Source organism: Pseudomonas soli (assembly GCF_900110655.1).
Lineage (GTDB): Bacteria > Pseudomonadota > Gammaproteobacteria > Pseudomonadales > Pseudomonadaceae > Aquipseudomonas > Aquipseudomonas soli.
In genome coordinates this window covers 111,222-136,399 of record NZ_FOEQ01000005.1, presented here as the reverse complement: position 1 = coordinate 136,399, position 25,178 = coordinate 111,222, and the positions used below count along the sequence as shown (strand labels likewise).

General features: G+C 64.0%; 25 protein-coding genes. 13 read left to right on the top strand and 12 right to left on the bottom strand.

What is annotated here, in order from left to right; genetic code table 11:
* The first annotated feature begins 7 nt into the window (after positions 1–7).
* The 7 genes from nuoI (at position 8) to BMY03_RS13425 (ending at position 8,461) form a co-directional block, all read left to right on the top strand.
* Positions 8–556: an NADH-quinone oxidoreductase subunit NuoI gene (nuoI, locus tag BMY03_RS13455; protein ID WP_016488223.1), complete on the top strand. Its 549-nt coding sequence runs from the start codon at positions 8–10 to the stop codon at positions 554–556.
* 10 nt (positions 557–566) lie between these two features.
* Positions 567–1,067 (top strand): NADH-quinone oxidoreductase subunit J, encoded by a 501-nt coding sequence (nuoJ, locus tag BMY03_RS13450; protein ID WP_023631348.1) that lies wholly within the window; start codon positions 567–569, stop codon positions 1,065–1,067.
* Between the two features lie 3 nt (positions 1,068–1,070).
* Positions 1,071–1,379, top strand: a complete 309-nt coding sequence (gene nuoK / locus BMY03_RS13445) for an NADH-quinone oxidoreductase subunit NuoK (RefSeq protein ID WP_023631349.1) — start codon at positions 1,071–1,073, stop codon at positions 1,377–1,379.
* Complete coding sequence (nuoL, locus tag BMY03_RS13440) at positions 1,376–3,229, top strand: NADH-quinone oxidoreductase subunit L (protein WP_023631350.1); 1,854 nt, start codon at positions 1,376–1,378, stop codon at positions 3,227–3,229. Before nuoK ends, nuoL begins: the two co-directional genes overlap by 4 nt.
* 40 nt (positions 3,230–3,269) lie before the next feature.
* Positions 3,270–4,802 carry an NADH-quinone oxidoreductase subunit M gene (gene nuoM, locus BMY03_RS13435; RefSeq protein ID WP_038706425.1) on the top strand — a complete coding sequence of 511 codons (1,533 nt, stop codon included), beginning with the start codon at positions 3,270–3,272 and terminating at the stop codon, positions 4,800–4,802.
* 7 nt (positions 4,803–4,809) lie between these two features.
* A complete protein-coding gene (gene nuoN / locus BMY03_RS13430; RefSeq protein WP_038706426.1) occupies positions 4,810–6,279 on the top strand; it encodes an NADH-quinone oxidoreductase subunit NuoN in 1,470 nt (489 codons plus the stop codon).
* Between the two features lie 130 nt (positions 6,280–6,409).
* Positions 6,410–8,461, top strand: coding sequence for a TonB-dependent receptor family protein (locus tag BMY03_RS13425; RefSeq protein WP_094011337.1), 2,052 nt, complete (start codon positions 6,410–6,412; stop codon positions 8,459–8,461).
* Positions 8,462–8,484: 23 nt separating this feature from the next.
* Here BMY03_RS13425 and BMY03_RS13420 read toward each other — a convergent pair whose 3' ends face one another.
* Positions 8,485–9,549 carry an AI-2E family transporter gene (locus tag BMY03_RS13420; RefSeq protein WP_094011336.1) on the bottom strand — a complete coding sequence of 355 codons (1,065 nt, stop codon included), beginning with the start codon at positions 9,547–9,549 and terminating at the stop codon, positions 8,485–8,487.
* Positions 9,550–9,672: 123 nt separating this feature from the next.
* Here BMY03_RS13420 and trhP point away from each other — a divergent pair, with 123 nt between their 5' ends.
* The 6 genes from trhP (at position 9,673) to BMY03_RS13390 (ending at position 15,731) form a co-directional block, all read left to right on the top strand.
* A complete protein-coding gene (gene trhP, locus BMY03_RS13415) occupies positions 9,673–11,007 on the top strand; it encodes a prephenate-dependent tRNA uridine(34) hydroxylase TrhP (protein WP_094011335.1) in 1,335 nt (444 codons plus the stop codon).
* A gap of 79 nt (positions 11,008–11,086) precedes the next feature.
* On the top strand, positions 11,087–12,814 hold the full coding sequence (locus BMY03_RS13410) for a copper resistance system multicopper oxidase (RefSeq protein ID WP_094011334.1): 1,728 nt from the start codon (positions 11,087–11,089) through the stop codon (positions 12,812–12,814).
* On the top strand, positions 12,807–13,712 hold the full coding sequence (locus BMY03_RS13405; RefSeq protein WP_038706428.1) for a copper resistance protein B: 906 nt from the start codon (positions 12,807–12,809) through the stop codon (positions 13,710–13,712). Before BMY03_RS13410 ends, BMY03_RS13405 begins: the two co-directional genes overlap by 8 nt.
* A gap of 84 nt (positions 13,713–13,796) precedes the next feature.
* The gene (locus BMY03_RS13400) at positions 13,797–14,225 is read left to right on the top strand and encodes a DUF411 domain-containing protein (RefSeq protein WP_094011333.1); all 429 of its coding nucleotides are present in this window, start codon (positions 13,797–13,799) and stop codon (positions 14,223–14,225) included.
* Entirely contained in the window at positions 14,225–14,662 is a 438-nt protein-coding gene (locus BMY03_RS13395; protein ID WP_023629647.1) for a YqaA family protein, read from the top strand. Before BMY03_RS13400 ends, BMY03_RS13395 begins: the two co-directional genes overlap by 1 nt.
* A 70-nt stretch (positions 14,663–14,732) precedes the next feature.
* Complete coding sequence (locus BMY03_RS13390) at positions 14,733–15,731, top strand: alpha/beta fold hydrolase (protein ID WP_094011332.1); 999 nt, start codon at positions 14,733–14,735, stop codon at positions 15,729–15,731.
* A 69-nt stretch (positions 15,732–15,800) separates the two neighbouring features.
* Here BMY03_RS13390 and BMY03_RS13385 read toward each other — a convergent pair whose 3' ends face one another.
* The 11 genes from BMY03_RS13385 to sctW form a co-directional block, all read right to left on the bottom strand.
* A complete protein-coding gene (locus BMY03_RS13385; protein ID WP_143067546.1) occupies positions 15,801–16,868 on the bottom strand; it encodes a hypothetical protein in 1,068 nt (355 codons plus the stop codon).
* A gap of 219 nt (positions 16,869–17,087) precedes the next feature.
* Positions 17,088–17,909 carry a hypothetical protein gene (locus tag BMY03_RS13380; RefSeq protein WP_023629644.1) on the bottom strand — a complete coding sequence of 274 codons (822 nt, stop codon included), beginning with the start codon at positions 17,907–17,909 and terminating at the stop codon, positions 17,088–17,090.
* A gap of 13 nt (positions 17,910–17,922) precedes the next feature.
* Positions 17,923–19,089, bottom strand: coding sequence for a type III secretion system translocon subunit SseC family protein (gene sctE, locus BMY03_RS13375; protein WP_177182910.1), 1,167 nt, complete (start codon positions 19,087–19,089; stop codon positions 17,923–17,925).
* A complete protein-coding gene (locus BMY03_RS13370; RefSeq protein ID WP_094011329.1) occupies positions 19,079–19,576 on the bottom strand; it encodes a SycD/LcrH family type III secretion system chaperone in 498 nt (165 codons plus the stop codon). The genes sctE and BMY03_RS13370 overlap by 11 nt, the downstream gene beginning before the upstream one ends.
* Positions 19,577–19,584: 8 nt before the next feature.
* On the bottom strand, positions 19,585–20,532 hold the full coding sequence (locus BMY03_RS13365) for a virulence-associated V antigen (protein ID WP_177182909.1): 948 nt from the start codon (positions 20,530–20,532) through the stop codon (positions 19,585–19,587).
* Positions 20,533–20,694: 162 nt separating this feature from the next.
* Positions 20,695–22,794, bottom strand: a complete 2,100-nt coding sequence (sctV, locus tag BMY03_RS13360) for a type III secretion system export apparatus subunit SctV (RefSeq protein WP_094011327.1) — start codon at positions 22,792–22,794, stop codon at positions 20,695–20,697.
* Positions 22,791–23,120 carry a type III secretion apparatus assembly chaperone SctY gene (gene sctY, locus BMY03_RS13355; RefSeq protein ID WP_023629638.1) on the bottom strand — a complete coding sequence of 110 codons (330 nt, stop codon included), beginning with the start codon at positions 23,118–23,120 and terminating at the stop codon, positions 22,791–22,793. Before sctY ends, sctV begins: the two co-directional genes overlap by 4 nt.
* Positions 23,121–23,124: 4 nt before the next feature.
* A complete protein-coding gene (gene sctX, locus BMY03_RS13350) occupies positions 23,125–23,490 on the bottom strand; it encodes a type III secretion apparatus assembly protein SctX (RefSeq protein ID WP_094011326.1) in 366 nt (121 codons plus the stop codon).
* Positions 23,487–23,858 carry a type III secretion system chaperone family protein gene (locus BMY03_RS13345; protein ID WP_094011325.1) on the bottom strand — a complete coding sequence of 124 codons (372 nt, stop codon included), beginning with the start codon at positions 23,856–23,858 and terminating at the stop codon, positions 23,487–23,489. The genes sctX and BMY03_RS13345 overlap by 4 nt, the downstream gene beginning before the upstream one ends.
* 2 nt (positions 23,859–23,860) lie before the next feature.
* On the bottom strand, positions 23,861–24,124 hold the full coding sequence (locus tag BMY03_RS13340; protein WP_052062219.1) for a TyeA family type III secretion system gatekeeper subunit: 264 nt from the start codon (positions 24,122–24,124) through the stop codon (positions 23,861–23,863).
* A 1-nt stretch (position 24,125) separates the two neighbouring features.
* The gene (gene sctW / locus BMY03_RS13335; RefSeq protein WP_081941277.1) at positions 24,126–24,974 is read right to left on the bottom strand and encodes a type III secretion system gatekeeper subunit SctW; all 849 of its coding nucleotides are present in this window, start codon (positions 24,972–24,974) and stop codon (positions 24,126–24,128) included.
* Positions 24,975–25,178 lie beyond the last annotated feature (204 nt).

Here is a 25,178-nt window from a genome sequence, read left to right as displayed (position 1 = left end):
TTGACCCATGTTCAAGTATATCGGCGACATCGTTAAGGGCACCGGCACCCAGCTGCGCAGCCTGGCAATGGTGTTCTCCCACGGGTTCCGCAAGCGCGACACCCTGCAATACCCCGAAGAACCCGTGTACCTGCCGCCGCGCTACCGTGGCCGCATCGTCCTCACCCGCGACCCCGATGGCGAGGAGCGCTGCGTGGCGTGCAACCTCTGCGCGGTGGCCTGCCCGGTCGGCTGCATCTCGCTGCAGAAGGCCGAGACAGAGGACGGCCGTTGGTACCCCGAGTTCTTCCGCATCAACTTCTCGCGCTGCATCTTCTGCGGGCTGTGTGAAGAGGCGTGCCCGACCACCGCGATCCAGCTGACTCCGGATTTCGAAATGGCCGAGTTCAAGCGTCAGGACCTGGTGTACGAGAAAGAAGATCTGCTGATCTCCGGCCCCGGCAAGAACCCTGACTACAACTTCTACCGTGTTGCGGGCATGGCAATCGCTGGCAAGCCGAAAGGCGCTGCACAGAACGAAGCCGAGCCGATCAACGTGAAGAGCTTGCTCCCATAAGGACAGAAAGATGGAATTCGCTTTCTACTTCGCATCCGGTGTCGCCGTTGTCTCCACGCTGCGCGTGGTGACCGGCACCAACCCGGTGCACGCCCTGCTCTACCTGATCATTTCGCTGATCTCCGTGGCGATGATCTTCTTCTCCCTCGGTGCGCCCTTCGCCGGTGCCCTGGAAGTGATCGCCTACGCCGGCGCCATCATGGTGCTGTTCGTCTTCGTGGTGATGATGCTCAACCTCGGGCCGGCCTCGGTCGCCCAGGAGCGTGGCTGGCTCAAGCCGGGCATCTGGGCGGGGCCGGTGATCCTCGCCGCCCTGCTGCTGCTGGAGCTGCTCTACGTGCTGTTCGTCACCCCGTCGGGCGCTGCCATCAGCGGTACCACCGTGAGCGCCAAAGAGGTCGGCATCAGCCTGTTCGGCCCTTACCTGCTGGTGGTCGAACTGGCCTCGATGCTGCTGCTCGCGGCAGCCGTCACCGCCTTCCACCTGGGCCGCAACGAGGCGAAGGAGTAAATCATGGGTGCTATCCCTCTCGAGCATGGTCTGGCGGTCGCCGGCATCCTGTTCTGCTTAGGTCTGGTTGGCCTGATGGTCCGCCGCAACATTCTCTTCGTGCTCATGAGCCTGGAAGTCATGATGAACGCCGCTGCCCTGGCGTTCATCGTCGCCGGTGCCCGTTGGGTCCAGCCCGACGGCCAGGTGATGTTCATTCTGGTGATCAGCCTGGCAGCCGCCGAGGCCAGCATTGGCCTGGCGATCCTGCTGCAGCTGTATCGCCGCTTCCACACTCTCGACATCGATGCTGCCAGTGAGATGCGCGGATGAACCTTATCTTCCTGACGTTCGTATTCCCCCTGATCGGCTTCCTGCTGCTGTCGTTCTCGCGCGGGCGGTTCTCGGAGAACCTGTCGGCGCTGATCGGCGTCGGCTCGGTCGGTCTGTCGGCGGCCACCGCTGCCTACGTGATCTGGCAGTTCAACGTCGCCCCGCCTGAGGGCGGTGCGTACAGCCAGCTGCTGTGGCAGTGGATGTCGGTGGACGGCTTCGCGCCGAACTTCACCCTGTACGTGGATGGCCTGTCGGTCACCATGCTGGGCGTGGTCACCGGCGTCGGCTTCCTGATCCACCTGTTCGCTTCCTGGTACATGCGTGGCGAAGCCGGCTATTCGCGCTTCTTCTCGTACACCAACCTGTTCATCGCCAGCATGCTGTTCCTGGTGCTGGGCGACAACCTGCTGTTCATCTACTTCGGCTGGGAAGGCGTGGGCCTGTGCTCGTACCTGTTGATCGGTTTCTACTACAGCAACCGCAACAACGGTAACGCGGCGCTCAAGGCGTTCATCGTCACCCGTATCGGCGACGTGTTCATGGCCATCGGCCTGTTCATCCTGTTCGTCCAGCTGGGCACGCTGAACGTGCAGGAACTGCTGGTACTGGCACCGCAGAAGTTCCAGGCCGGTGACACCTGGATGGTCCTGGCCACCCTGATGCTGCTGGGTGGCGCGGTCGGTAAATCGGCCCAGCTGCCGCTGCAGACCTGGCTGGCCGACGCGATGGCCGGCCCGACCCCGGTTTCGGCACTGATCCACGCCGCCACCATGGTGACCGCGGGCGTGTACCTGATCGCCCGTACCAACGGCCTGTTCCTGCTGGCGCCGGATGTCCTGCACCTGGTAGGTGTTGTCGGTGGCGTGACCCTGGTGCTGGCCGGCTTCGCTGCGCTGGTACAGACCGACATCAAGCGTATCCTCGCCTACTCGACCATGAGCCAGATCGGCTACATGTTCCTGGCCCTGGGCGTCGGCGCCTGGGACGCGGCGATCTTCCACCTGATGACCCACGCCTTCTTCAAGGCCCTGCTGTTCCTTGCCTCGGGTGCGGTGATCGTTGCCTGCCACCATGAGCAGAACATCTTCAAGATGGGCGGCCTGTGGAAGAAGCTACCGCTGGCCTATGCCAGCTTCGTGGTCGGTGGCGCCGCCCTGGCCGCCCTGCCGATCCTGACCGTGGGTTTCTACTCCAAGGACGAGATCCTCTGGGAAGCCTTCGCCAGCGGCAACAGCGGCCTGCTGTACGCCGGCCTGGTCGGCGCGTTCATGACCTCGCTGTACACCTTCCGCCTGATCTTCATCGCCTTCCACGGCGAAGCCAAGACCGAAGCCCACGCCGGCCACGGCATCAGCCACTGGCTGCCGCTGGGCGTGCTGATCGTGCTGTCGACCTTCGTCGGCGCCTGGATCCACCCGCCACTGGCAGGCGTGCTGCCTGAAAGCGCCGGTCACGCCGGTGGCGAAGCCAAGCACTCGCTGGAAATCGCCTCGGGCGCCATCGCCATCGCCGGTATCCTGCTGTCGGCCCTGCTGTTCCTGGGCAAGCGTCGCCTGGTCACCGCGATCGCCAACAGTGGTATCGGTCGCGTCCTGTCGGCCTGGTGGTTCGCCGCCTGGGGCTTCGACTGGATCTACGACAAGCTCTTCGTCAAACCTTACCTGCTGATCAGCCACATCCTGCGCAAGGATCCGGTTGACCGCAGCATCGGCCTTATTCCTCGCCTGGCTCGCGGCGGTCACGTTGCCATGAGCAAGACCGAGACCGGCCAGTTGCGCTGGTACACCGCTTCGATCGCCGTCGGTGCCGTACTGGTACTCGGTGCCGTGGTAGTGGCCGCGGTATGACCATGAATCTTGCGACTTTGCCAAAGGAAACCAACCCGTCATGATTTTGCCTTGGCTGATCCTGATCCCCTTCATCGGCGGCTTCCTGTGCTGGCTGGGTGAGCGCTTCGGCTCCACCCTGCCGCGCTGGATCGCGCTGCTGACCATGTCCCTGCTGCTCGGCATCGGCCTGTGGCTGTGGGCGAACGGCAACTACACCCTGGCCCCGGCGCCGGGCGCCGAACCGGCCTGGGCCCTCGAATACAAGGTCGAGTGGATCAAGCGCTTCGGCATCAGCATCCACCTGGCCCTCGACGGCCTGTCGCTGCTGATGATCCTGCTTACCGGCCTGCTCGGCGTGCTGTCGGTGCTGTGCTCGTGGAAAGAGATCCAGCGCCACGTCGGCTTCTTCCACCTCAACCTGATGTGGATCCTCGGCGGCGTGGTCGGTGTGTTCCTGGCGCTCGACCTGTTCCTGTTCTTCTTCTTCTGGGAAATGATGCTGGTGCCGATGTACTTCCTCATCGCGCTCTGGGGTCACAGCTCGGCCGATGGCAAGAAGACGCGGATCTACGCGGCGACCAAGTTCTTCATCTTCACCCAGGCCAGCGGCCTGATCATGCTGGTGGCGATCCTCGGCCTGGTGCTGGTCAACTACAACAGCACCGGCGTGATCACCTTCAACTACAGCGACCTGCTCAAGGCCGAGCTGCCGGCCGGCATCGAATACATCCTGATGCTGGGCTTCTTCATCGCCTTCGCGGTGAAGCTGCCGGTGGTGCCGTTCCACTCCTGGCTGCCTGACGCCCACGCCCAGGCGCCGACCGCTGGTTCCGTGGACCTGGCCGGTATCCTGCTGAAGACCGCGGCCTACGGCCTGCTGCGCTTCGCCCTGCCGCTATTCCCGAACGCCTCGGCCGAGTTCGCGCCGATCGCCATGACCCTGGGCCTGATCGGTATCTTCTACGGTGCCTTCCTGGCCTTCGCGCAGACCGACATCAAGCGCCTGATCGCCTTCTCCAGCGTCTCGCACATGGGCTTCGTGCTGATCGGCATCTACTCCGGCAGCCAGCAGGCCCTGCAAGGCGCGGTGATCCAGATGCTGGCCCACGGCCTGTCGGCCGCCGCGCTGTTCATCCTGTCCGGCCAGCTGTACGAGCGCCTGCACACCCGTGACATGCGCCAGATGGGTGGCCTGTGGCACCGCATCGCGTATCTGCCAGCCATCAGCCTGTTCTTCGCCGCCGCCTCGCTGGGCCTGCCAGGCACCGGCAACTTCGTCGGCGAGTTCCTGATCCTGATCGGCAGCTTCGCCCACGTCCCATGGATCACCGTGATCGCCACCACCGGTCTGGTGTTCGGCTCGGTGTACTCGCTGATCATGATCCACCGCGCCTACTTCGGCCCGGCCAAGGCCGACACCGTGCTGGCCGGCATGGACAGTCGCGAGCTGATCATGGTGCTGGGCCTGGCTGGCCTCTTGATCCTGCTGGGCGTGTATCCGCAGCCGTTCCTCGACACCTCTGCCGCCACCATGAGCGGTGTGCAGCAGTGGCTCGGTTCCGCTTTCACTCAACTCGCTTCGGCCCGGTAAGAGCGCTATGGAATTCACCACTCAACACTTCATCGCATTGGCGCCGATGCTGATCACCACCATCACCACGGTGGTGGTGATGCTGGCGATCGCCTGGAAGCGCAACCACTCGCAGACCTTCCTGCTGTCCACCGTGGGCCTGAACCTGGCCCTGCTGTCGATCCTGCCGGCACTCAAGGTTGCACCGCTGGCGGTCACTTCGCTTGTGACCATCGACAAGTTCGCCTGCCTGTACATGGCGATCATCCTGGTGGCCACCCTGGCCTGCGTCACCCTCGCCCACGCCTACCTCGGCGAAGGCTCCAAAGGTTTCCCGGGCAACCGGGAAGAGCTGTACCTGCTGCTGCTGATGTCGGCACTGGGCGGCCTGGTGCTGGTCAGCGCCAACCACCTGGCCGGCCTGTTCATCGGCCTGGAGCTGCTGTCGGTGCCGGTCTACGGCCTGGTGGCGTATGCGTTCTTCAACAAGCGCTCGCTTGAAGCCGGCATCAAGTACATGGTGCTGTCGGCCGCCGGCTCCGCCTTCCTGCTGTTCGGCATGGCCCTGCTTTACGCCGACGCCGGCAGCCTGACCTTCGATCAGCTGGGCAAGGCCCTGGCCGCCACCAGCATGCCGAGCCTGCTGGCGCAGTTGGGCCTGGGCATGATGCTGGTGGGCCTGGCCTTCAAGCTGTCGCTGGTACCGTTCCACCTGTGGACCCCGGACGTGTACGAAGGCGCCCCGGCGCCAGTGGCCGCATTCCTGGCCACCGCCAGCAAGGTCGCGGTATTCGCCGTGGTCGTGCGCCTGTTCATGCTCTCCCCCGCCGCCAGCAGCGGCGTGCTGAGCACCGTACTGGCAGTCATCGCCGTGGCGTCGATCATCATCGGCAACCTGCTGGCGCTGACCCAGAGCAACCTCAAGCGTCTGCTCGGTTACTCGTCCATCGCCCACTTCGGCTACCTGGTCATCGCCCTGGTCGCCAGCAAGGGCCTGGCCCTGGAAGCCATGGGCGTGTACCTGGTCACCTACGTGATCACCAGCCTCGGCGCCTTCGGCGTGATCACCCTGATGTCCTCGCCATACGCCGGCCGTGACGCCGACGCCCTGTACGAGTACCGTGGCCTGTTCTGGCGCCGTCCGTACCTGACCGCGGTACTGACCGTGATGATGCTGTCGCTGGCCGGTATCCCGCTGACCGCAGGCTTCATCGGCAAGTTCTACATCATCGCCACCGGCGTCGAGTCGCACCTGTGGTGGCTGGTCGGCGCCCTGGTGATCGGTAGCGCCATCGGCGTGTACTACTACCTGCGTGTCATGGTCACCCTGTACCTGGTCGAACCGAACCTGCGTCGCCACGACGCCCCGCTGAAGTGGGAACAGCGCACCGGCGGCGTGATGCTGCTGGCCATCGCGATCCTTGCCTTCGTGCTGGGCGTGTACCCGCAGCCGCTGCTGGAGATGGTGCAGCAGGCTGGATTGCAACTGATCGGTTGATCGGCTGACAGCAATACAAGACACCCCGCCTCGGCGGGGTGTTTTTTTTGAGGTCCTATAGATCGTCCCCTGTGCTTCGGCTGCCCTTTGCAGCGTCAGACTCCCGCACCCGATCTGGAACCCCGTCCCCATGCGCCCCACCCTGCCCTACTCCCTGCTGGCCCTGTTCGTCGCCGGCTCCGCCCAGGCCGCCAACCGCGTCGAGCTCGACCAGGTGCTGATCCAGGACCATCAACAGTCCGAGCTGGAAGCCGCCGCCGATCAGCTGCGTGATATCCCCGGCGCCAGCAACCTGGTGGACATGGACAAGGTGGGCCAGGGCCGGGTGGCGACCAATCAGGATGTGCTGGCCTACCAGCCGGGAGTGTTCGCCCAGTCGGCGGGCAACGACGGCATCAAGCTGTCGATCCGTGGTTCGGGCATCAACCGCGCGCCGGGTGCCCACGGCTCGGGCGTCTACACGATGTTCGACGGCCTGCCGCTGACAGGCCCCGGCGGCACGCCCTATGAACTATTCGAACCGCTTTGGCTGAGCCGCGCCGAAGTGCTGCGCGGTGCCAACGGTTTCGACCAGGGCTCGCTGGCCCTGGGCGGCGCGATCAACTACGTGACCCACACCGGCTACGATGCCGCGCCTTTGCAGGTGCGCTACGAAGTCGGCAGCCGTGGCTACCAGCGCCGGCACATCAGCTCCGGGCAGGTGCTGGGCAACCTCGACTATTACGTAGCGCTTACCGACGCCGAATACGACGGCTTCCAGCGGCACAGCAGCGGCAGCGCCAAGGGCATCGCCGCCAACGTCGGCTATCGCTTCAATCCGAATCTTGAGACGCGCTTCTACCTGCGCTACCGCGAGACCGAGAACGACCTGGCCGGGCGCCTGACCAAGGATCAGATCAAGCACGATCCGCGCGCGGCAAACCCGGCCTACCTGGCCCGCGATGACCGCCGCCCGCAACCGGGCAGCACCTGGGTCGGCAACAAGACCACCTTCTTCCTGGATGACGACTCGCGCCTGGAGGCGGGGCTGGTCTATCACGACTATCCCATGGACCTGCGCGAAGGCCCGATGCGCCTGAAGGTCGCCTACACCGATGTCAGCGGCACGCTGAACTACTTGCGGCGTGACACCCTGTTCGGCCATGAGAGCAAGACCACCCTGGGCTGGCGCACCACCAAGCACCTGCCCAACAGCGGCGCCTCGCAGTTCGCCCGCCCTGGCGGCGACAATTTCGGGGCCCGCACCCGCGACTTCAGCTACCAGGGCTCGGACACTGTGTTGCATGCAGGCAACGATCTGGAGCTGATTCCGAACCTGTGGCTGACCACGGGCCTGGCGATGATCTACACCCGCCGTGAAAGCGACGTCACCTATCCAAGCAGTGGCGGCAAGGTCAGCCAGCATGACTGGGATTATGCGCCACGGCTGGGCCTGCGCTACGACATCCGCCCGGACCTGCAGGTCTACGGCAATCTCAGCCGCTCGGTGGAGCCGCCGCACCCGTGGTCGCTGGTCTGGAGCGCGCCGGTAAACAACCAGCCGATGAAGATGCAGAACCAGACCGCCACCACCCTGGAACTGGGCGCCCGCGGTGATTCCGCGCTGGGGCGCTGGGACCTGGCCTGGTACTACGCCCAGGTACGTCATGAGCTGCTAAACGTGGAAGTCGTGCAAGGCTTGCCGTTCAAGGAGTTCAACGCCAGCCCCACCGTGCACCAAGGCATCGAAGCCGGCCTGGACAGCCTCCTCTGGGAACAATCCGGCACCGGCAAGCTCAGCCTGCGCCAGGCCTACACCTTCAGCGATTTCCACTACCGTGACGACGACAAGTTCGGCGACAACCGCCTGCCCGGCATTCCCATGCACTACTACCAGGCCGAACTGCGCTACGACTGGCCGAGTGGTTTCTACGCCGGAATCAACACGCAGATGGCGTCCAAGGTGCAGGTGGACTACGCCAACAGCTACCACGCCGACGCCTACGCACTGCTCGGCGCACGCCTGGGCTGGGATTCGCCCAAGCGCGACTGGCAGACCTGGCTCGACTTGCGCAACCTGACCAACAAGCGTTACGCGGCGACGGTGACCCCGGGGTACAACGATGCCGGGCAGGACATCGCCCGCTCGACGCCGGGGGAAGGGTTCGGGGTTTATACCGGGGTTTCCTACAGCTTCCGGTGACCCCGGGGGCGCCTTGCGCCCATTCAAGACGGCAACTGCACCTGCGGCTTGGTCGAGGCAAAGATCGCCCAGCTGGAAATGAACAACGCCGCGATCAACGGCCCGATCACAAACCCGTTGAGCCCGAACACCGCCAACCCGCCCAGGGTCGAAACCAATACCAGGTAATCCGGCATGCGCGTGTCCTTGCCCACCAGAATTGGCCGCAACAGGTTGTCCACCAGGCCGATCACCAGCACCCCGAACGCTGTCAGCACGATCCCCTTCCACAGCGCCCCGACCAGCACGAAGTACACCGCCACTGGCGCCCAGACGATCCCCGCGCCCACCGCCGGCAGCAACGACAGGAACGCCATCAGCACCGCCCACACCAGCGCGCTGGGGATATCCAGTATCCAGAAGATCAAGCCACCCAGCGCACCCTGGGTGATCGCCACCAGCAGGTTGCCCTTGACCGTGGCCCGCACCACGCGCTTGAACTTCAACTGCAGCCGGCGTTTCTGCTGCTCGGGCAGTGGCACCGCCTGGCGCACCTTGCGCGCCAGCTCCGCCCCATCGCGCAGGAAGAAGAACAGCAGGTACAGCATGATGCCGAAGCTCACCAGGAACTCGAAGGTGCCCTGGCCGAAGCTGAAGGCCTGGCCGGCAAGGAACTGGCTGCCCTGGGTCGCCCACTTGGTGATCTTGTCGCGCAGGCCATCGAGGTTGCCCATGCCCATGCGGTCGAGGAAATGCTGGACATAGGCCGGCAACATATCCTTGCCCCGTTCGATATAGCCGGCGATATCCAGCTGGCCACTCTCGATGCGCTGGTACAATGCTGCCCCCTCCTGCACCAGCAGGGCGCTGATGATGATCACCGGCAGCACCGCCACCAGCAGGCAGGTGGCCAGGGCCGCCGCCGTGGCCAGGTTGCGTCGCCCGCCACAGCGCAGCAACAAGTGGCGTTGCAGCGGTGCGAAGAGAATGCCGAGGATCACTGCCCAGAAGATCGCGCCGGAATACGGCAACATGATCCAGATGAAGGCGATGGTCACCAAGGCCAACAACACGGTCAGGGCTTTGTTCTGCAGGACGGTCTCGTTCATCGGCGTTCCTCGTGGGCTCAACCATTTAGTGCACAGCGCATCGGTAAAAGTGCCGTTGATCCAGATCAATACCTGCACGGCGGCGCCGACTTAGCATCCGCGCCTTTTGCCCCCGGTGCGCACATGACCTCTTCCGCCAAGCCCGAACTGCTAGCCCCCGCCGGCACCCTCAAGACCATGCGCTATGCTTTCGCCTATGGCGCCGACGCGGTCTACGCTGGCCAGCCGCGCTACAGCCTGCGGGTACGCAACAACGAGTTCGATCACGCCAACCTGTCCCTCGGCATCCAGGAGGCCCAGGCCCAGGGCAAGCGCTTCTACGTAGTGGTCAACATCGCCCCGCACAACGCCAAGCTCAAGACCTTCCTCAAGGACCTGGCGCCGGTGATCGAGATGGGTCCGGACGCGCTGATCATGTCCGATCCTGGGCTGATCATGCTGGTTCGCCAGCACTTCCCGCAGATGCCCATCCACCTCTCGGTGCAGGCCAACACGGTGAACTGGGCCAGCGTGAAGTTCTGGCAGGGCATGGGGCTGACCCGGGTGATCCTGTCGCGGGAGCTGTCGCTGGAAGAGATCGAGGAGATCCGCCAGCAAGTACCAGAAATGGAACTGGAGGTGTTCGTGCATGGCGCGCTGTGCATGGCTTACTCCGGACGCTGCCTGCTGTCGGGCTACCTGAACAAGCGCGATGCCAACCAGGGCACCTGCACCAATGCCTGCCGCTGGAAATATGAGGCGACCCCGGCCACCGAGAACGCCACCGGCGACATCGTCCGCGAATTCGAACCCACGCTGGGCATCGGCGCCCCCACTGACCAGGTATTCCTGTTGCAGGAGTCCAACCGTCCGGGCGAAGAGATGCCGGCATTCGAGGACGAACACGGCACCTACATCATGAACGCCAAGGACCTGCGCGCCATCCAGCACGTCGAGCGCCTGGCACATATGGGCGTGCATTCGCTGAAGATCGAAGGTCGTACCAAATCGCACTTCTACTGCGCCCGCGCCGTGCAGTCCTACCGCCAGGCCATCGACGACGCAGTGGCCGGGCGGCCATTCGACCGCGGTTTGATGGTCAACCTCGAATCCCTCGCCCAGCGCGGCTACACCGAAGGCTTTCTGCGCCGCCACGTGCACGACGAGTACCAGAACTACCAGCGCGGCAATTCGCTGTCCGAGCGCCAGCAGTTCGTCGGCGAGCTGACCGGGGTGCGCGTGGACGGCCTGGCCGAAGTGAAGGTGAAGAACCGTTTCGCCGTGGGCGACCATCTGGAACTGATGACTCCGCGCGGCAACTACCACTTCGACCTGCACCGCCTGTGCGACCGTCAGCAGCAGGCCATCGAGGTGGCGCCGGGCGATGGCCATGTGGTCTACCTGCCGATCCCCGAGCAGGTGTCCCTGGAATTCGGCTTGCTGATGCGCGACCTGGAAGGCGCCGAGGCCGCTGCCTGACAAATCTGTAATCCACGCCTCAGGTGGCTGACAGGCGCTGGCGGCAAGGATGGTGGCAATTTCGTAGCGAGAGCACGCCATGCCACCGACTCCAACCCGCCGCACCTTCGTCAAGGGCCTGGGCGCCGCCACCGCCCTGGCCGGCCTTGGCCTGTGGCGCCCGCTGGCCCAGGCAGCAGAGGGGCGCTTGCCGCTGCACGACCTGAGTGGACAGCAGTTCGAGCTGTTCATCGGCCAGACCCCGGTCAACATCACCGGCCGCCCGCGCACCGCGCAGACCATCAACGCCAGCCTGCCCGGCCCGCAGCTGCGCTGGCGCGAGGGCGACACCGTCACCCTGCGCGTGCGCAACCGCCTGGACCAGGCCACCTCGATCCACTGGCACGGCATCATCCTGCCAGCCAACATGGACGGCGTGCCGGGCCTTAGCTTCGCCGGCATCGAACCTGGTGGCGACTACCTCTACCAGTTCACCCTGCGCCAGAGCGGCACCTACTGGTACCACAGCCACTCCGGCTTGCAGGAGCAGGCCGGCGTGTACGGCGCCATCGTCATCGATCCCCGCGAACCTGAGCAGCACAGCTACCAGCGCGATCATGTGCTGCTGTTCAGCGACTGGTCGGACCAGGCGCCGGAAGCGCTGATGGCCACGCTGAAGAAACAGTCCGACGCCTTCAACTACCACAAGCGCACGGTGGGTGACTTCATAAACGATGTCGCCGAAAGCGGCTGGCGCAACACCCTCGACAACCGCTGGGCCTGGGCGAAGATGCGCATGAGCCCCACCGACCTCGCCGACATCAGCGCCGCCGGCTACACCTACCTGCTCAATGGCCAGCCACCGGACGGCAACTTCACCTGCCTGTTCCAGCCCGGCGAGACCGTGCGCCTGCGCCTGATCAACGCCTCGGCGATGACCTATTTCGACTTCCGCATTCCCGGCCTGACACTCACAGTGATCGCCGCCGATGGCCTGCCGGTGACCCCGGTGACCGTGGATGAGCTGCGCATCGCCGTGGCCGAGACCTACGATGTGCTGGTCACCGTGGGCGACCTGCCCGCCTATACCTTGTTCGCCCAGAGCATGGACCGCACCGGCTTCGCCCGTGGCACCCTGGCCCGCGCCGCCGGATTGCAAGCTCAAGTGCCCGAGCCGGATCCACGCCCGGTGCTGAGCATGGACGACATGGGGCATGGCGGCATGGGCCAGATGGACCATGCGAACATGCCGGGGATGGACCACGGCAGCATGGCGGGCATGGACCACTCGGCCATGGCCATGATGCAAAGCCATCCAGCCAGCGAAACCGACAACCCGCTGGTGGACATGCAAACCATGGCGCCCCGCGCCAACCTGGCCGACCCAGGCATCGGCCTGCGCGACAACGGCCGCCGAGTGCTGACCTACGCCGACCTGCGCAGCCCCTACCCCGATCCGGACGGACGCGAGCCATCGCGGGACATCGAACTGCACCTGACCGGGCACATGGAACGCTTCGCCTGGTCGTTTGACGGCATCAAGTTCAGCGATGCCGAGCCGCTGCGTCTGAAGTATGGCGAGCGGGTGCGCATCACCCTGGTCAACGACACCATGATGACCCACCCCATCCACCTGCATGGCATGTGGAGCGACCTGGAAGATGAACAAGGGCGCTTCCTGGTACGCAAGCACACCCTCGACATCCCTCCCGGCAGCCGGCGCAGCTACCGTGTGACCGCCGACGCCCTGGGCCGCTGGGCCTACCACTGCCACCTGCTCTACCACATGGAGACCGGCATGTTCCGCGAGGTACGGGTCGATGAATGAGAACCGCAACCGCAGCTTCGCCACCGGTGTCGCGCTGCTGGCCTTGCTGGTCAGTGAACGGGCACTGGCCACGGGTATGGACCACATGAACCATGGCACCATGCCAATGGATCACGGCCAGGTGAACCATGGCAGCATGCCCATGGACCACAGCCTGATGAACCACGCGGCGACGCCCCCCGACCAACCACGCACACCCTTGCCGGTAGTCACCGACGCCGACCGCCGCGCCGCCTTCCCGCCGCTGCCGGGGCATCAGGTGCACGACCGGGCAACCAACTGGGCAGTGATCGTCGACCAGCTGGAGTACCAGAACTTCGAAAACAGTGGCGCCCTGAACTGGAACGCCACCGCCTGGGTCGGCGGCGATATCGACCGCCTGTGGCTGCGCAGCGAGGGTGAACGTGAACAGGGCAAGACCCACAAGGCCGAGCTGCAGGCACTCTGGGGCCATGCCATCAGCCCCTGGTGGGAGCTGGTCGGCGGTGTACGCCAGGACTTCAAGCCCGCCAGCGGCCAGGCCTGGGCCGCCTTCGGCATCCAGGGCACGCCGCTCTACGGCCTGGAGCTGGAAGCCACCGCCTACGCCGGCGAGCGGCAGCAGACCGCGCTGCGCCTGGAGGTCGCTTACGCTATGCTGCTGAGCAATCGCTGGGTCCTCGAGCCGACCGTCGAAGCCAACTTCTTCGGGCGCAACGACGCCGGGCGCGAGCAAGGCGCGGGGCTTGCAGAAAGCGAGGTGGGCCTGCGCCTGCGCTACGAGATCACCCGGGCGTTCGCGCCCTATGTCGGGGTCAGCTTCAACCGCCTGCACGGCAACCGCGCCGAGCAGGCCCGAGCGAATGACGAGGACAGCGGCCAGACCCGGTGGGTGGCCGGGGTCCGCCTGCGTTTCTAAGGTTTGACGCCGGTCCTTTATGAGCCGCTCCTACAGAGTCGGCGCTGATCAACCAGATATGTCTAGTTTCACAGGAGCTTCACCATGCTGCGCAAACACCTGCTCACCCTCGGCCTGCTGGCCATCACCGGCCTGGCCCAGGCCGCCGAGACCATCGACGTCTACCGCGACCCCAACTGCGGATGCTGCAAGGAATGGATCAAGCACCTGAGCGACAATGGCTTCACCGTCAACGACCATGTCGAGCCGGACATGAGCGCGGTCAAGCAGCGCCTGGGCGTGGCGCCACGCCTGGCCTCGTGCCACACCGGGGTAATCAACGGCAAGTTCGTCGAAGGCCATGTGCCGGCCGAGCAGGTACGCCTGCTGGCCAACCGCGCCGACCTCAAGGGCCTGGCCGTGCCCGGCATGCCCATGGGCTCGCCGGGCATGGAGATGGGTGACCACAAGGACGCCTACCAGGTCATCGGCGTGACCCAGGACGACCGCGACACCGTGGTCGCCATCTACTGATGCTCGGCCTTTGGGCGCTGTTCCTCAGCGCCTTCGGCGCCGCGACCCTGCTGCCACTGCAATCGGAGGCGGTGCTGGTCGGGCTGCTGCTTCGCGACCCGCAAGCCTGGGCCACCCTGCTGCTGGTCGCCACGCTCGGCAATGTGCTGGGCTCCATCGTCAACTGGCTGCTGGGCCGGGCCATCGAGCACCTGCGCGACAAGCGCTGGTTCCCGTTCAGCGCCCGCCAGCTGGAGCACGCCCAGCAGCGCTACCAGCGCTGGGGGCAATGGTCGTTGCTGCTGAGCTGGATGCCGGTGATCGGCGACCCGCTCACCCTGATCGCCGGGATCATGCGCGAACCCTTCTGGCGCTTCGTGCTGCTGGTCACCCTCGCCAAGGGTGGGCGCTACATCGTGGTGGCGATGGTCACCCTGGGCTGGTTTCATACTGGGTAACACCTTTCACGGCGGGTAACCGCCAGCGGCTGCTACAGTCGCTCTTTCCCCAACTGGACGGAGTGCTGTCATGCTGCGCGCAACTGCCCTGGCCCTGGCCTGTCTGATTACCGGCGCGGCCATCGCCGCCGAACCGCCAACCTACGGCAAGCAACTCGAAGGCTTCGCCTACCCGTATCCGTTGCAGCACTTCGACTTCCAGTCCCAGGGCCAGGCCTTGCAGATGGGCTACATGGACGTGCCCGCCAAGGGCACGGCCAACGGCCACAACGTGGTGCTGATGCACGGCAAGAACTTCTGCGCCGCCACCTGGCAAACCACCCTCGATGCGCTGAGCCAGGCCGGCTATCGGGTCATCGCCGTGGACCAGATCGGCTTTTGCACCTCGAGCAAACCCGCACATTACCAATACAGCTTCCAGCAACTGGCCGACAACACCCATGCGTTGCTGGCCAGCCTGGGGGTGAACAAAGCCATCGTACTCGGCCACTCCACCGGCGGCATGCTCGCCACTCGCTACGCCCTGATGTACCCGCAGCAGGTGGAACGCCTGGCCATGGTCAATCCCATCGGCCTGGAGGACTGGAAAGCCCTGGGGGTGCCCTATCGCACCGTGGATCAATGGTATGCCCGGGAGCTGAAGCTCGACGCCGAGGGCGTGCGCAACTATGAGCGCGCTACCTACTATGCCGGGCGCTGGAAGCCCGAGTACGAACGCTGGGTGCAGATGCTGGTGGGGCTGAACAAGGGCCCGGGGCACGAGGCGGTGGCATGGAATTCGGCGTTGATCTACGACATGATCTTCACCCAGCCGGTGGTGCACGAGTTCAAGGACCTGAAGATGCCGACGCTGTTGCTGATCGGTGACCAGGACACCACGGCCATCGGTAGCGATATCGCCACCCCCGAGGTGAAGGCCATGCTGGGCAGGTACAAGACCCTGGGACCGCAGGTGGCCGGGTTGATTCCGAAGGGGGACCTGGTGACCTTCGAAGGGCTCGGACATGCCCCGCAGATCGAGCAACCCGAGCGGTTCCACAAGGCGCTGATCGACTGGCTGGGGCGCTGAAGCCCCAAGCCAGTGGTGCCGCTAATGTGGTGTTTTGCAAATACCACCAGTTAGTTGTGAAACACCCTACTAGGCCCCGCGAGCCACGGGCAGCGCCTCGAGTTGGCGAACGGCGGAGGTACACCTTCTCTCCAGCGTATCCGTCATCGCCATCGCCCGGAAACCTGCAAGCGGCACGGGCTCCTGCTTCAGATGCCCGAAAAGCTCGCCGAAGGTATGAGTCTGCCCCAGCGCCGTGTGCTCCAGCACCATCGCGGCGATCTTCTGCTCGGACGCACTGCCCTGCCCTACCAGCGACTCGAAATGCCCGAACAGTCGTGACAGCGGGCCCACAGGATCCTGCAGTGACCTCATCACCGCGTGGAAGTCATCGAGCTTCGGTAGCTTGCCGTCAGCGCCTAAACCGAACGTCACCTCCTTCAAAACCTTGGCAGCATCAATTGCGCCATCGGTCGGTATCTCGGTTGGCGCAACCCGCTCGATGGCCTGCGCCTGGAATGCATCGTCCAGGCCACTGGCGGCCAGTGCCGGCTCCGTAACCCGCGCCGCCCCGTTCGCCTCTTCGTTGTTGCTTGCCGCTGGCAGCGTAGGCTGTTGCGCAAACCGCTCGATGAACTGTGTTTCGACATCCTTGACGAACGCGACCACTGCGGCGGCCCCAACCTGATCAGGATCAGGGAACTCGGCGAATCGCGCGGCGAGGAATCCGACCGCTTCGAGTACCTTGCCCGCGGCCTGTCGATTACTCTGCATCAGATCTTTATTGTCCTGGGTATTCGATTCGATGAACGAAAATTCCTGGGCGAACTTGAGCTTGTTGATGCATGTATCTACCTGCAACTCAGGGACGAGGTTCCCAAGCGAGGTGATATTCGAGAACAGGCAACAGGTGCTGCGCATGATATTGCTGCCCTCCAGCTGTTGGCCGTAATTGGCCATGAACTGTTCCAGCGAGACCTCCTCCAGCTTGGCCGTTATGCCTCTGGCTTGCGACCTCGTCACCTCAGGCAGCCCATTGGCCATACCCTCGTTCAACGAACCCATCATATCCGGCGTCGACGTCGTAGCCTGGTTGGCATCCTTCGCCACACCGGTGCGAAAGCCAAGAAATTCAGCAACGGCAATGAATAGACGCATCAGGATGCCGTGTGCTAACGGCGCTTCTTGGTGAGCCAGCCGCTGAGCGGACTCGGAGGTTCTGACCTGTGCGCAGTCACTGCGCTCATTGACTGGGCTGGAGTAAAGCTGATGTACCCCACCCATGGAAATCGCGTCTGGCACTTTACAAACCTCTATCAAATTGTTGAAAAAAAACTACGCCCTGACTCACGCGCGCCTGCATGCTTCCCGGCGAGCTCAAGCCATGACCCCTGCAGCCCTGAATCCTTGGCTGTCGTTACGCAGGATCTCCTGAATGAGCTGACGCACCTGGTCGATCACTTTCGCCAGGTCATCGGTGTTGCGCTGGAACAGCTCCTTCTGGTTGCCAGCAACCGCTGCTTCAAGCTCCTGTTCCTTGGCCCTCGCATCCTGCAGCGACTTCATGGCATGGGCGATGCCGGTGCCGAACGCAGCCCCGCTTTGCGCCACGCCATTGAGTGTGTGCAGGCCAGTGTTACGGGTATCGATGCCGTTCTGCAGATGCTTGACCTCAATCCGGTTCGCGCCGATCTGCTGCTTCGAAGCCACTGCCACCTCGCCAGGCTGAGCGTATCTGGCCGCATGACTGGCTTGTTCCAGCCCCTTGATCGCGCTTGCATCCCTCAGGTTTCTGGCCATGCCGGTAGTGCCGCTGGTCAGGGTGAACATGCCCAATGCGCCACTGACGGCCGCCGAAGCGAACAGCGCGTTGCTGGCGTTTCTCATCCAGCCGATCTGCTCCTTGCCGGCCTGCACGCTGACCTCGGCCTGTGTTCTGCGCCCTTGGGCGTTACCGTCGCGCACCTGCATGGCAGCGCTGAGAATGGCCAGCAGGCAATGCACATCCTGCCTGCAGGGCATCGTCTGTGGCGCATCCAGGCCGATTTGCCCTGGCCGCTCGCCGGTCTTCTCTTGCGCTGCCGGGTTGGGCATGGCCAGCATCGCCCACAAGGGCTTCGGGGCATTGTGCCCCTTGATGAGCGATGACGGAGCTTCCACGGCGGGCGATTGATCGATGTTGGTAATAGACAGACTCATGATTGCTCCTTGATCAGGCGATGACGTTTAGACAGGCGATATCCGCGCAGGCGTTGTGGCGTGCGCTCAGCATTTCCAGCAGTTGCTCGAAGCGTTGCTGCTTCTTTGCGAGTAGTTGGTCAAGTTCCTTGGCCAACTGCTCGAGATAAGCGTGGCCCTGCTCGAGCACCAGGCGTGTTTCGGCCAGTTGCGCCTCGCTGCGCAGCGCCAGTCCTTGCATGAACGAACTGGCCGCCTCACTCGCGCTCGACAGCGTGGCGGTCGCCATGCTGGCACCGGTCAAGGTCATCTGCAGCTTGGCTTGGGAACCTGCGCTGGCAACCGAGGCGCTCCCGCTGGAGGCCACACTCTGGATTTTCTGGCCCACCGAGAGGGCAACCTGTGCAGCCTTGCCACTCACCTTGCCGGCCAGTTTGGCCGCAACCACCGCAAGGCTACCGCCAACGGTCAGCACCACCGAGGCAAGCGCCAGCGCGACTTCCACAGCCATCAGCACAGGCCCGAGGTATTTCATCACTTCTTTTGAGATATGCCCGTCCTCGGCCGCCTGTTTCAACGACATGGACACTATCCCCATGACGCCACCGGCGATCATCAGGGCGCCCGCCACGGCGCCCAGCCCGGTCGCAACCAGCACCGTGCCGACCACGATGGACACGATGGCCGCCGCCCAGCCGAAGACCTTCTCGAATACGCTCGCCGTGCCGGCGTCCTGGTGACGCTGGTTCACCTCTGCCAATTTCTGCGCGTTGAGCGCCATCTGCTGGCGGTTCTGCTCGGTCATCTGCCGAACCTGCTGCAAATTGAGTTCGGTCTGGCGGGCGCCCAACCGGCTCAGCAATTCAGTGAGGCGGATATCCAGCTCGGCATCGGAGATCTCTCCGGCAAGCTGCCCGAGGATCAATGCCCCGACATCGGGTACCGTGGCCAATGCCGGCTGCATGAGGTGGCCAGGGTCGACACTTTTATCGAGCAGGCCATGAAGGTGTCGTGCTGTCGCCAAGGATTCCTCAATCAACGGAGGGTCCAGCCTGATACTACGATCAGGCTGCGCTGGCATGTCCACCGGGACCCTGCCGGTATCGCCTGGCAAGCGGACGGCAGTGCCAGTCACGGGCGCTTCAATCTCGCTTGCAGCCGCGATCTCCCGTGGTTCAGCGCCAAAATGTTCAATTCGCACGGCGTGTAGCCTCCTTCTGTCGCAATGCCTCGAGCAGCGCCTGCGCCCTGCTCGCCAAGCCGCCATGTTCAACGCTCTCGGCCAAGGCCTGGGCATGTTCGTAGCCGCTGCGCGCCGAAACCAGATCACCCAGATGCTGTTGGCATTCAGCGGCATGCAAGCAAAAGCGCGGGTCCTGCGGCGCGAGCATTGCGCCGTAGGCGTAGGCCGGCAGTGCCTCCTGATAACGCTGCAACCCCTGGTAACTGGCTGCCACCCCGAGAAATGCCCGGGCGTCGTAGTGGTCGAGCGCCGCCAGCCCTTTGAACATCGTCAAGGCATCCTCCAACCGCCCCGCCTGGTAGAAGCCGAATGCCTGGGCATAGAGCGTTTCAAGCTGTGCCGCGCCAATCCCGCGTAACATGGCGAACGTGCCGCCCTCGGCGAAGAAGCTTTCAATCGCCTCGGTCTCGCTGGCATCGGCGCCTGTCGGTTGAGCTGCACTCATCAATCACCTCAGTTCTGCATAATCTTCGACAGCATCGAGAACCACGTCTCGACGAACTTCATCATCACCTCGGTAGAGGTGGTGTAGCGCGACCCCGCGTCATTGAGCAGGGTGGTCTTCTCGGTCACCCTGTCATTGACGATACGCGTGCGATCGCTCAAGGCCTGGGAGAAGTTGGCAAGCGGGTTGTTGTCCTTGTGCCAGGTGTATTCCGCTTTCAGGTCATCCATCGGTCCGCTGACCCTGTGTCGCCGATGAACACTGCTATCGGGCGACAGGCCGGTGGGCTTGGCTGCCAGGAACTGCTGTACCGTCACCGCGGCAGTGCCGTACGAAGCAAGTAATCGATGTTCAGGGCTGGTTTCCCAGGCAGCCGCATCCAGGTCGTACAACTTCGGGTCGAAGAGGTTGAAGCCCGGGTCCTGAAGATCGAAGGTGCCCTTGTCTGCCATGACCACGTTGACCTTGGACTGGATCACGCTGAAGATCTTCAGCTCTGCGGTGAGGCTTTTCAGCTGCCCACTCAGCTCTGTACGCTCGGTTTTCTGCTTGCGCATGCGTAAACCCATCGCCGCCATCACCAGCTCGTCCATGCTTAGCCGTTCGCCCAGGTTCACCAACTGCAGGGGAGCGCCCGGCAACCACGCCGCATAGGCTTGCAGCAACTGAATCAGGGCATCGGCTGGCTCGTCGGGCAGAGGATCGGGCAGCAGGCTGTCGAAGTAGGACCGGCTTTGCGCCAATCGCGCCTGCCCTTCGGGGCCCAGCAAGGTCTCGATGACCTGCCGCCGCTGCTCGCGGCTCAATGGCAGGCCATGATCATCCGCAGCCGTGATCGCTTTCTGGTCGAGAAAGCACTCCACCCTCTGGATATCGACCCAGATCTGCGGGGGTGCCACGCGATCGACAGGCGGCAAGGGGGCTAGGCGGTTGAATGCGTCGATAGAGCTGTTCATCATCTGTTTCCGGTTGGCTGGGTACCCCGTCTCAAGGTAAGGCTGGCCATGACCAGGCTGAGGTACCGACAGATGAAGTCTATTGAGGTGGTGGCGACCATTCCGTCAGGCCCGGTCGCGATTTTGTAGTTCAGGGGTATGGTTTCTGACGCCAGAATGGCGTCAACCAATGCGCCCTAGTGGCTGGATGTTGATCTGCGTCGTGAGCTCCTGAAAGGACAGCACAGGCAGGTCTGAACAAACGCCTTCGACCAACTTGCGCACATAGCGTCGGATGTCCATGGACACCACCAGCACGGGCTTTGCCTGGGCTTCATGCAGGTTGCCCAGCGCTGCCTTTAGCTGGGCGAGAAAGGCATCGCTCTGCGCAGGTTCCAAGGCCAGGTAGCTGCCGGCGCTGGTCTGCCGGATGCCGTTGCGGATCATCTCTTCGGCCGACGGATCGAGCAGGTAGGCCGGCAGCAGGTTGTGGCCACTGGCATACTTGTAGCAGATGTAGCGTTTGAGGCTGCTGCGCACATATTCGGCCAGCTGCACCACGTCCTTTTCCTTCTGCCCCCACTCCACCATGGCCTCGAGGATCGAACGCATGTTGCGGATCGAGATGCCCTCGCTCACCAGCCGCTGAAAGACCTCGGTGATTCGCTGCAATGGCAGGATCCGCTGAACCTCCTTGACCAGCTCACCATAGCCCTGCTCCATCTGCTCCAGCAGGTAGCGGGTTTCCTGGATGCCGATGAAATCCCCAGCGTATTCGCACAGCACATGGGACAGGTGCCAGGCGAGCACCTGGTCGACCGCCAGGAAGGCACAGCCGGCACGCGCCAGGCGATCACGCTCGCTCTGCTCCACCCAAAGGCTCGCACGTCCAGGCAAGAGCGCTTCGCCTTCCACGTAGGGCACGCCGACAAGCTCCAACTGGCTGAGCTTCTCCTGAACCAGAAGACACCCAGGCTTCAGCCTGCCTCGCGCCACCGGCACTTCCTGCAACAGGATGCGGTACTCCCCAGGGCCGAGCGCGCTATTGAACCGCAGGCGGATACCAGGGAACGGCACGCCATGGTCCAGATAGAGCGCCTGGCGGACCCGTGCCAGTTCATCGTTCAACGAAGCGGCTTCCAGGGCGGCTTGCAACTCGCTGTCCACATCGATGAGCAAGGGCACCGTCAGGGCAAAGGCCTGCGGATCGCCGCCCGCCTTCGTCTTGCCAGCGGGTTTCAGCGCGGGAGCGCCGGCACCATTGGCCAGCAACGCCGGCAGACCGCCGCCGTGCTGTTGGCCTGCCTCTTCGACCCGCCGCTGGCGAATCGCCCACCAGCCTCCGCCGCCGACCATCAACGCGAGCATGAAGAACGTTACTGTCGGGAAGCCCGGGATGAGTGCGAACAACCCCAGCAAGGCGCCACCGATCAGCAGCGCCTTGGGCTGCGCCATGACCTGGCTGCCGATGTTCGCCCCCAGGTCATGGGCACCTTGACCGTCGCGGGTGACGATGATTCCCGCGGTGATGGCGATCAACAACGCCGGCACCTGGCTGACCATGCCGTCGCCGACGGTGAGCACCGCGTAGACCTGCAGCGCATCAGCCGCGCCCATGCCCTTCTGCATCACGCCGATGGCCAGGCCAGCCAGCAGGTTGACGATAATGATCACCAGCCCGGCGATAGCATCACCCTTGACGAACTTCATCGCGCCATCCATGGCACCGAACATCTGGCTGGCCTTCTCCACCTCGCCACGGCGCTCACGGGCCTCGTTGACGTCGATGACCCCGGCGCGCAAGTCGCCGTCGATGCTCATCTGCTTGCCCGGCATGGCGTCGAGGGAAAACCGCGCGCTGACTTCCGCTACCCGCTCGGCGCCCTTGGTGATGACCAGGAACTGCACGATGGTGATGATCAGGAACAGGATGCAGCCCACCACCAGGTTGCCACCCACCACAAAGTCGCCGAAAGTCTGCACGATCTGCCCGGCATCGGCTTCCAGCAGGATCATCCGCGTGGTACTGATCGACAGCGCCAGGCGAAACAGCGTGGTGACCAGCAGCACCGAGGGGAACACCGAGAAATGCAATGGCGAGACCACATACACCGACATCATCAGCAGCACCACGGCGATGGTGATGTTCAGCGCGATCAGCAGGTCCAGCAGCAGGGGCGGCAGTGGCAGGATCATCATGAACACTACCGCCAGCAACATCACGGCCAGCATCAGGTCCTTGCGCTTGCCGATCCGGCCGAGTATCCGGGTCAGCTGATTCATCGGCGCGCCTCACGACGCAGGTACTCGGCATAGGTGGCCTGGGCCTGCTCCAGTCGGCCGGCCATTTGCTGCGCCTGGCTCAGGCATAGCCACAAGGACGGCCGCAGCTCGCCTGCTTCGCGCAGCGCCAGGCACTGCCGTTCGGCGCTCGCCCAATCGCCCAATTCCAGCGCTGCCACCACTGCGGCCCGGCACCCGACGCGATGCTGGGGAACGGCGCGCAACAGCACCTCCAGCAATACCCGCGCCCGTTCGGGCCGAGCGCATTGCAGATGCAACCAGGCCAACAGCTGCAAGACATCCTGCTGTTCGTTCGACAATTTCATGTGTTCACACCTTGAGCAAGAAGTTAACGCAGTAACCCAGCGTGCGCCGATCGGCCAGCAGCGCTTGCACAAGCGCCGCCGCCTCTCGGTCCCCGGGACTCTGCGACGCAAGCAACTGCTTCATCAATGAGCCCAGCGCACGGGTGAAGCGTTGCGGGTCGTACAGGTTGCGCAGGTCATGCTCGGGCCTGGCGTAGGCCAGCCGCAGGCGTGCCGCTTGATACTGCGGGTACAGCTCACGCAAGTGCGCCTGCACCGGGTGCCTCGGCCGAGGCAAAGCCTCGCATCCTGGCGAGGCACGCGCCGCGTCGGCTGGCGCCCACGGTAGCCAGGAATGATCGACCTGCCCGGCCGGTTCGATAAAGCTCATGTCGCCAAAACCTCGGTGCGTACACGCGTCAGCAAGCGATAGGCCAGATGCAAGGCCTGCTCGGTCAAGCCGTGTTCGTCGAGGCCTGCCAGCAGCACCAGACGATCGTCGGCAAGCAGTCCACAGCGCAGCAGGCAACCTGGGGCCTGATGTTCGTACACCTGCCTGAGCGCACACTGCATGGCGCGCTCGAACATCGCCCCGTGCACGGGAAACTCCAGCCACAGCGTCAACTGCCCCCCTCGCCGTTCGAGCTGCAGAACGCCTGCCCCTGGCAGCTCCAGGCGCAGCAACGGCTCCTGCCGATGCGCTGGCGCCACACCCAAATGGCGACAGAACTGGGCAACGGCTGCCGTGCACGGATCCATGCTCATGCCTCCCGCGCGCCGCACAGCAGCGCCTCCTCGTCGTCGATGGCCTGGTCCATGGCCAACTGCCAGATCGTCAGCAGATGCTCGCGATGCGCCTCGTCAGTGAATACTTGCACGGGCAGCAGACGGAAGATCCGCTGCAACTCACGCAGACACTGGATGCGTTGCGCCTGCGGGCCCAGCGGCATCGCCACGAGCAGGCGCTGGATGTCCTGCACTGTCGTCCAGCGTTTATCGATCAGCGCCAGGAGGTCGCCGACCAAGTCAGAAGGTCCGTACGCCACTGGGCTCTCCGGCGAGCTGGCGGAACAGCGCGACAGTGTCGCCTTCCAGTTTCTTGAGCGCCTGCACCAGCTTCATGTCGCTGACCACCTGTTGCAACCGGTTGCTGTCCAGGCTCGAGGACGGACCATTGATATGGCTGGCCAGACCATTGAGCATGAACTGCGCAATATCGGCGATGGCGGCATCGCCAAAGCGTGCACGCAGCTCATCCCAGGCATGCCTGAGCCCGCGATAGTCGCACAGGAAGTCGCAGTACACGCCGCGCAGCGCCCCCACGTCGGCCACCCCCTGGGCCTGCGTCGCCTGGGCCAGCGGACCGATCTCGATGCCCAGTTCGATCGCCTGGCCGTGGCGCTGCATCAGGGTTGCCAAGGCCTGGTCCAGCTTGCCGGCCAAACCATGCGCGTCGCCCGACGCGCCCAGCGCGTCACGCGCATACGCCAGCGCCAGGTAGCGATGACAGGCCTCAGCGGAAAATCCATCCAGGCGGGCGTCCAGCTCACCCGGGGTCAGCTGGGGATGCTGGCGCAACCAGGCCACCAGTTCATCCAGTGACCGACGCTGCACATCCGGTACCTTGGCCAACATGGCCTCGGCCTCCTGGCCGGCGCGCGATCCCAGCTGACGCGCATCGGTAACGCGACTGCGGCTACTGAGCCGCGCGTTGGCCAATGACGAGAACGCCATGGACACCTCTTCCGCCATGCTGGCCTGTTGCGCCATCGGTATCACCTGCTGCCCTTGCGAAACCGGCGCCCCTAGCGCCTCCCAACCGGGCACCATCGCCAGCACCGGTTCACTCCGTATAAAGCCGACGCCTTCGCTCATCCCCACCTCGTCGCCACGTCAAAGAATGAGCACCATGCTAGAGGCAAGCCCTGCGCCCCACTGTTGCCACTGGCCGCTTCTTTTTAGCCTGTGGCCAGGTGCGACAGTAGCCGACCGAAAACTAAAAACATGCGCCTCACAGTGAAATCCGCTGCGCAGCAGGCCACCTAGAATGGCGCGCATCTTCGTGCCGTAACCTTTCCC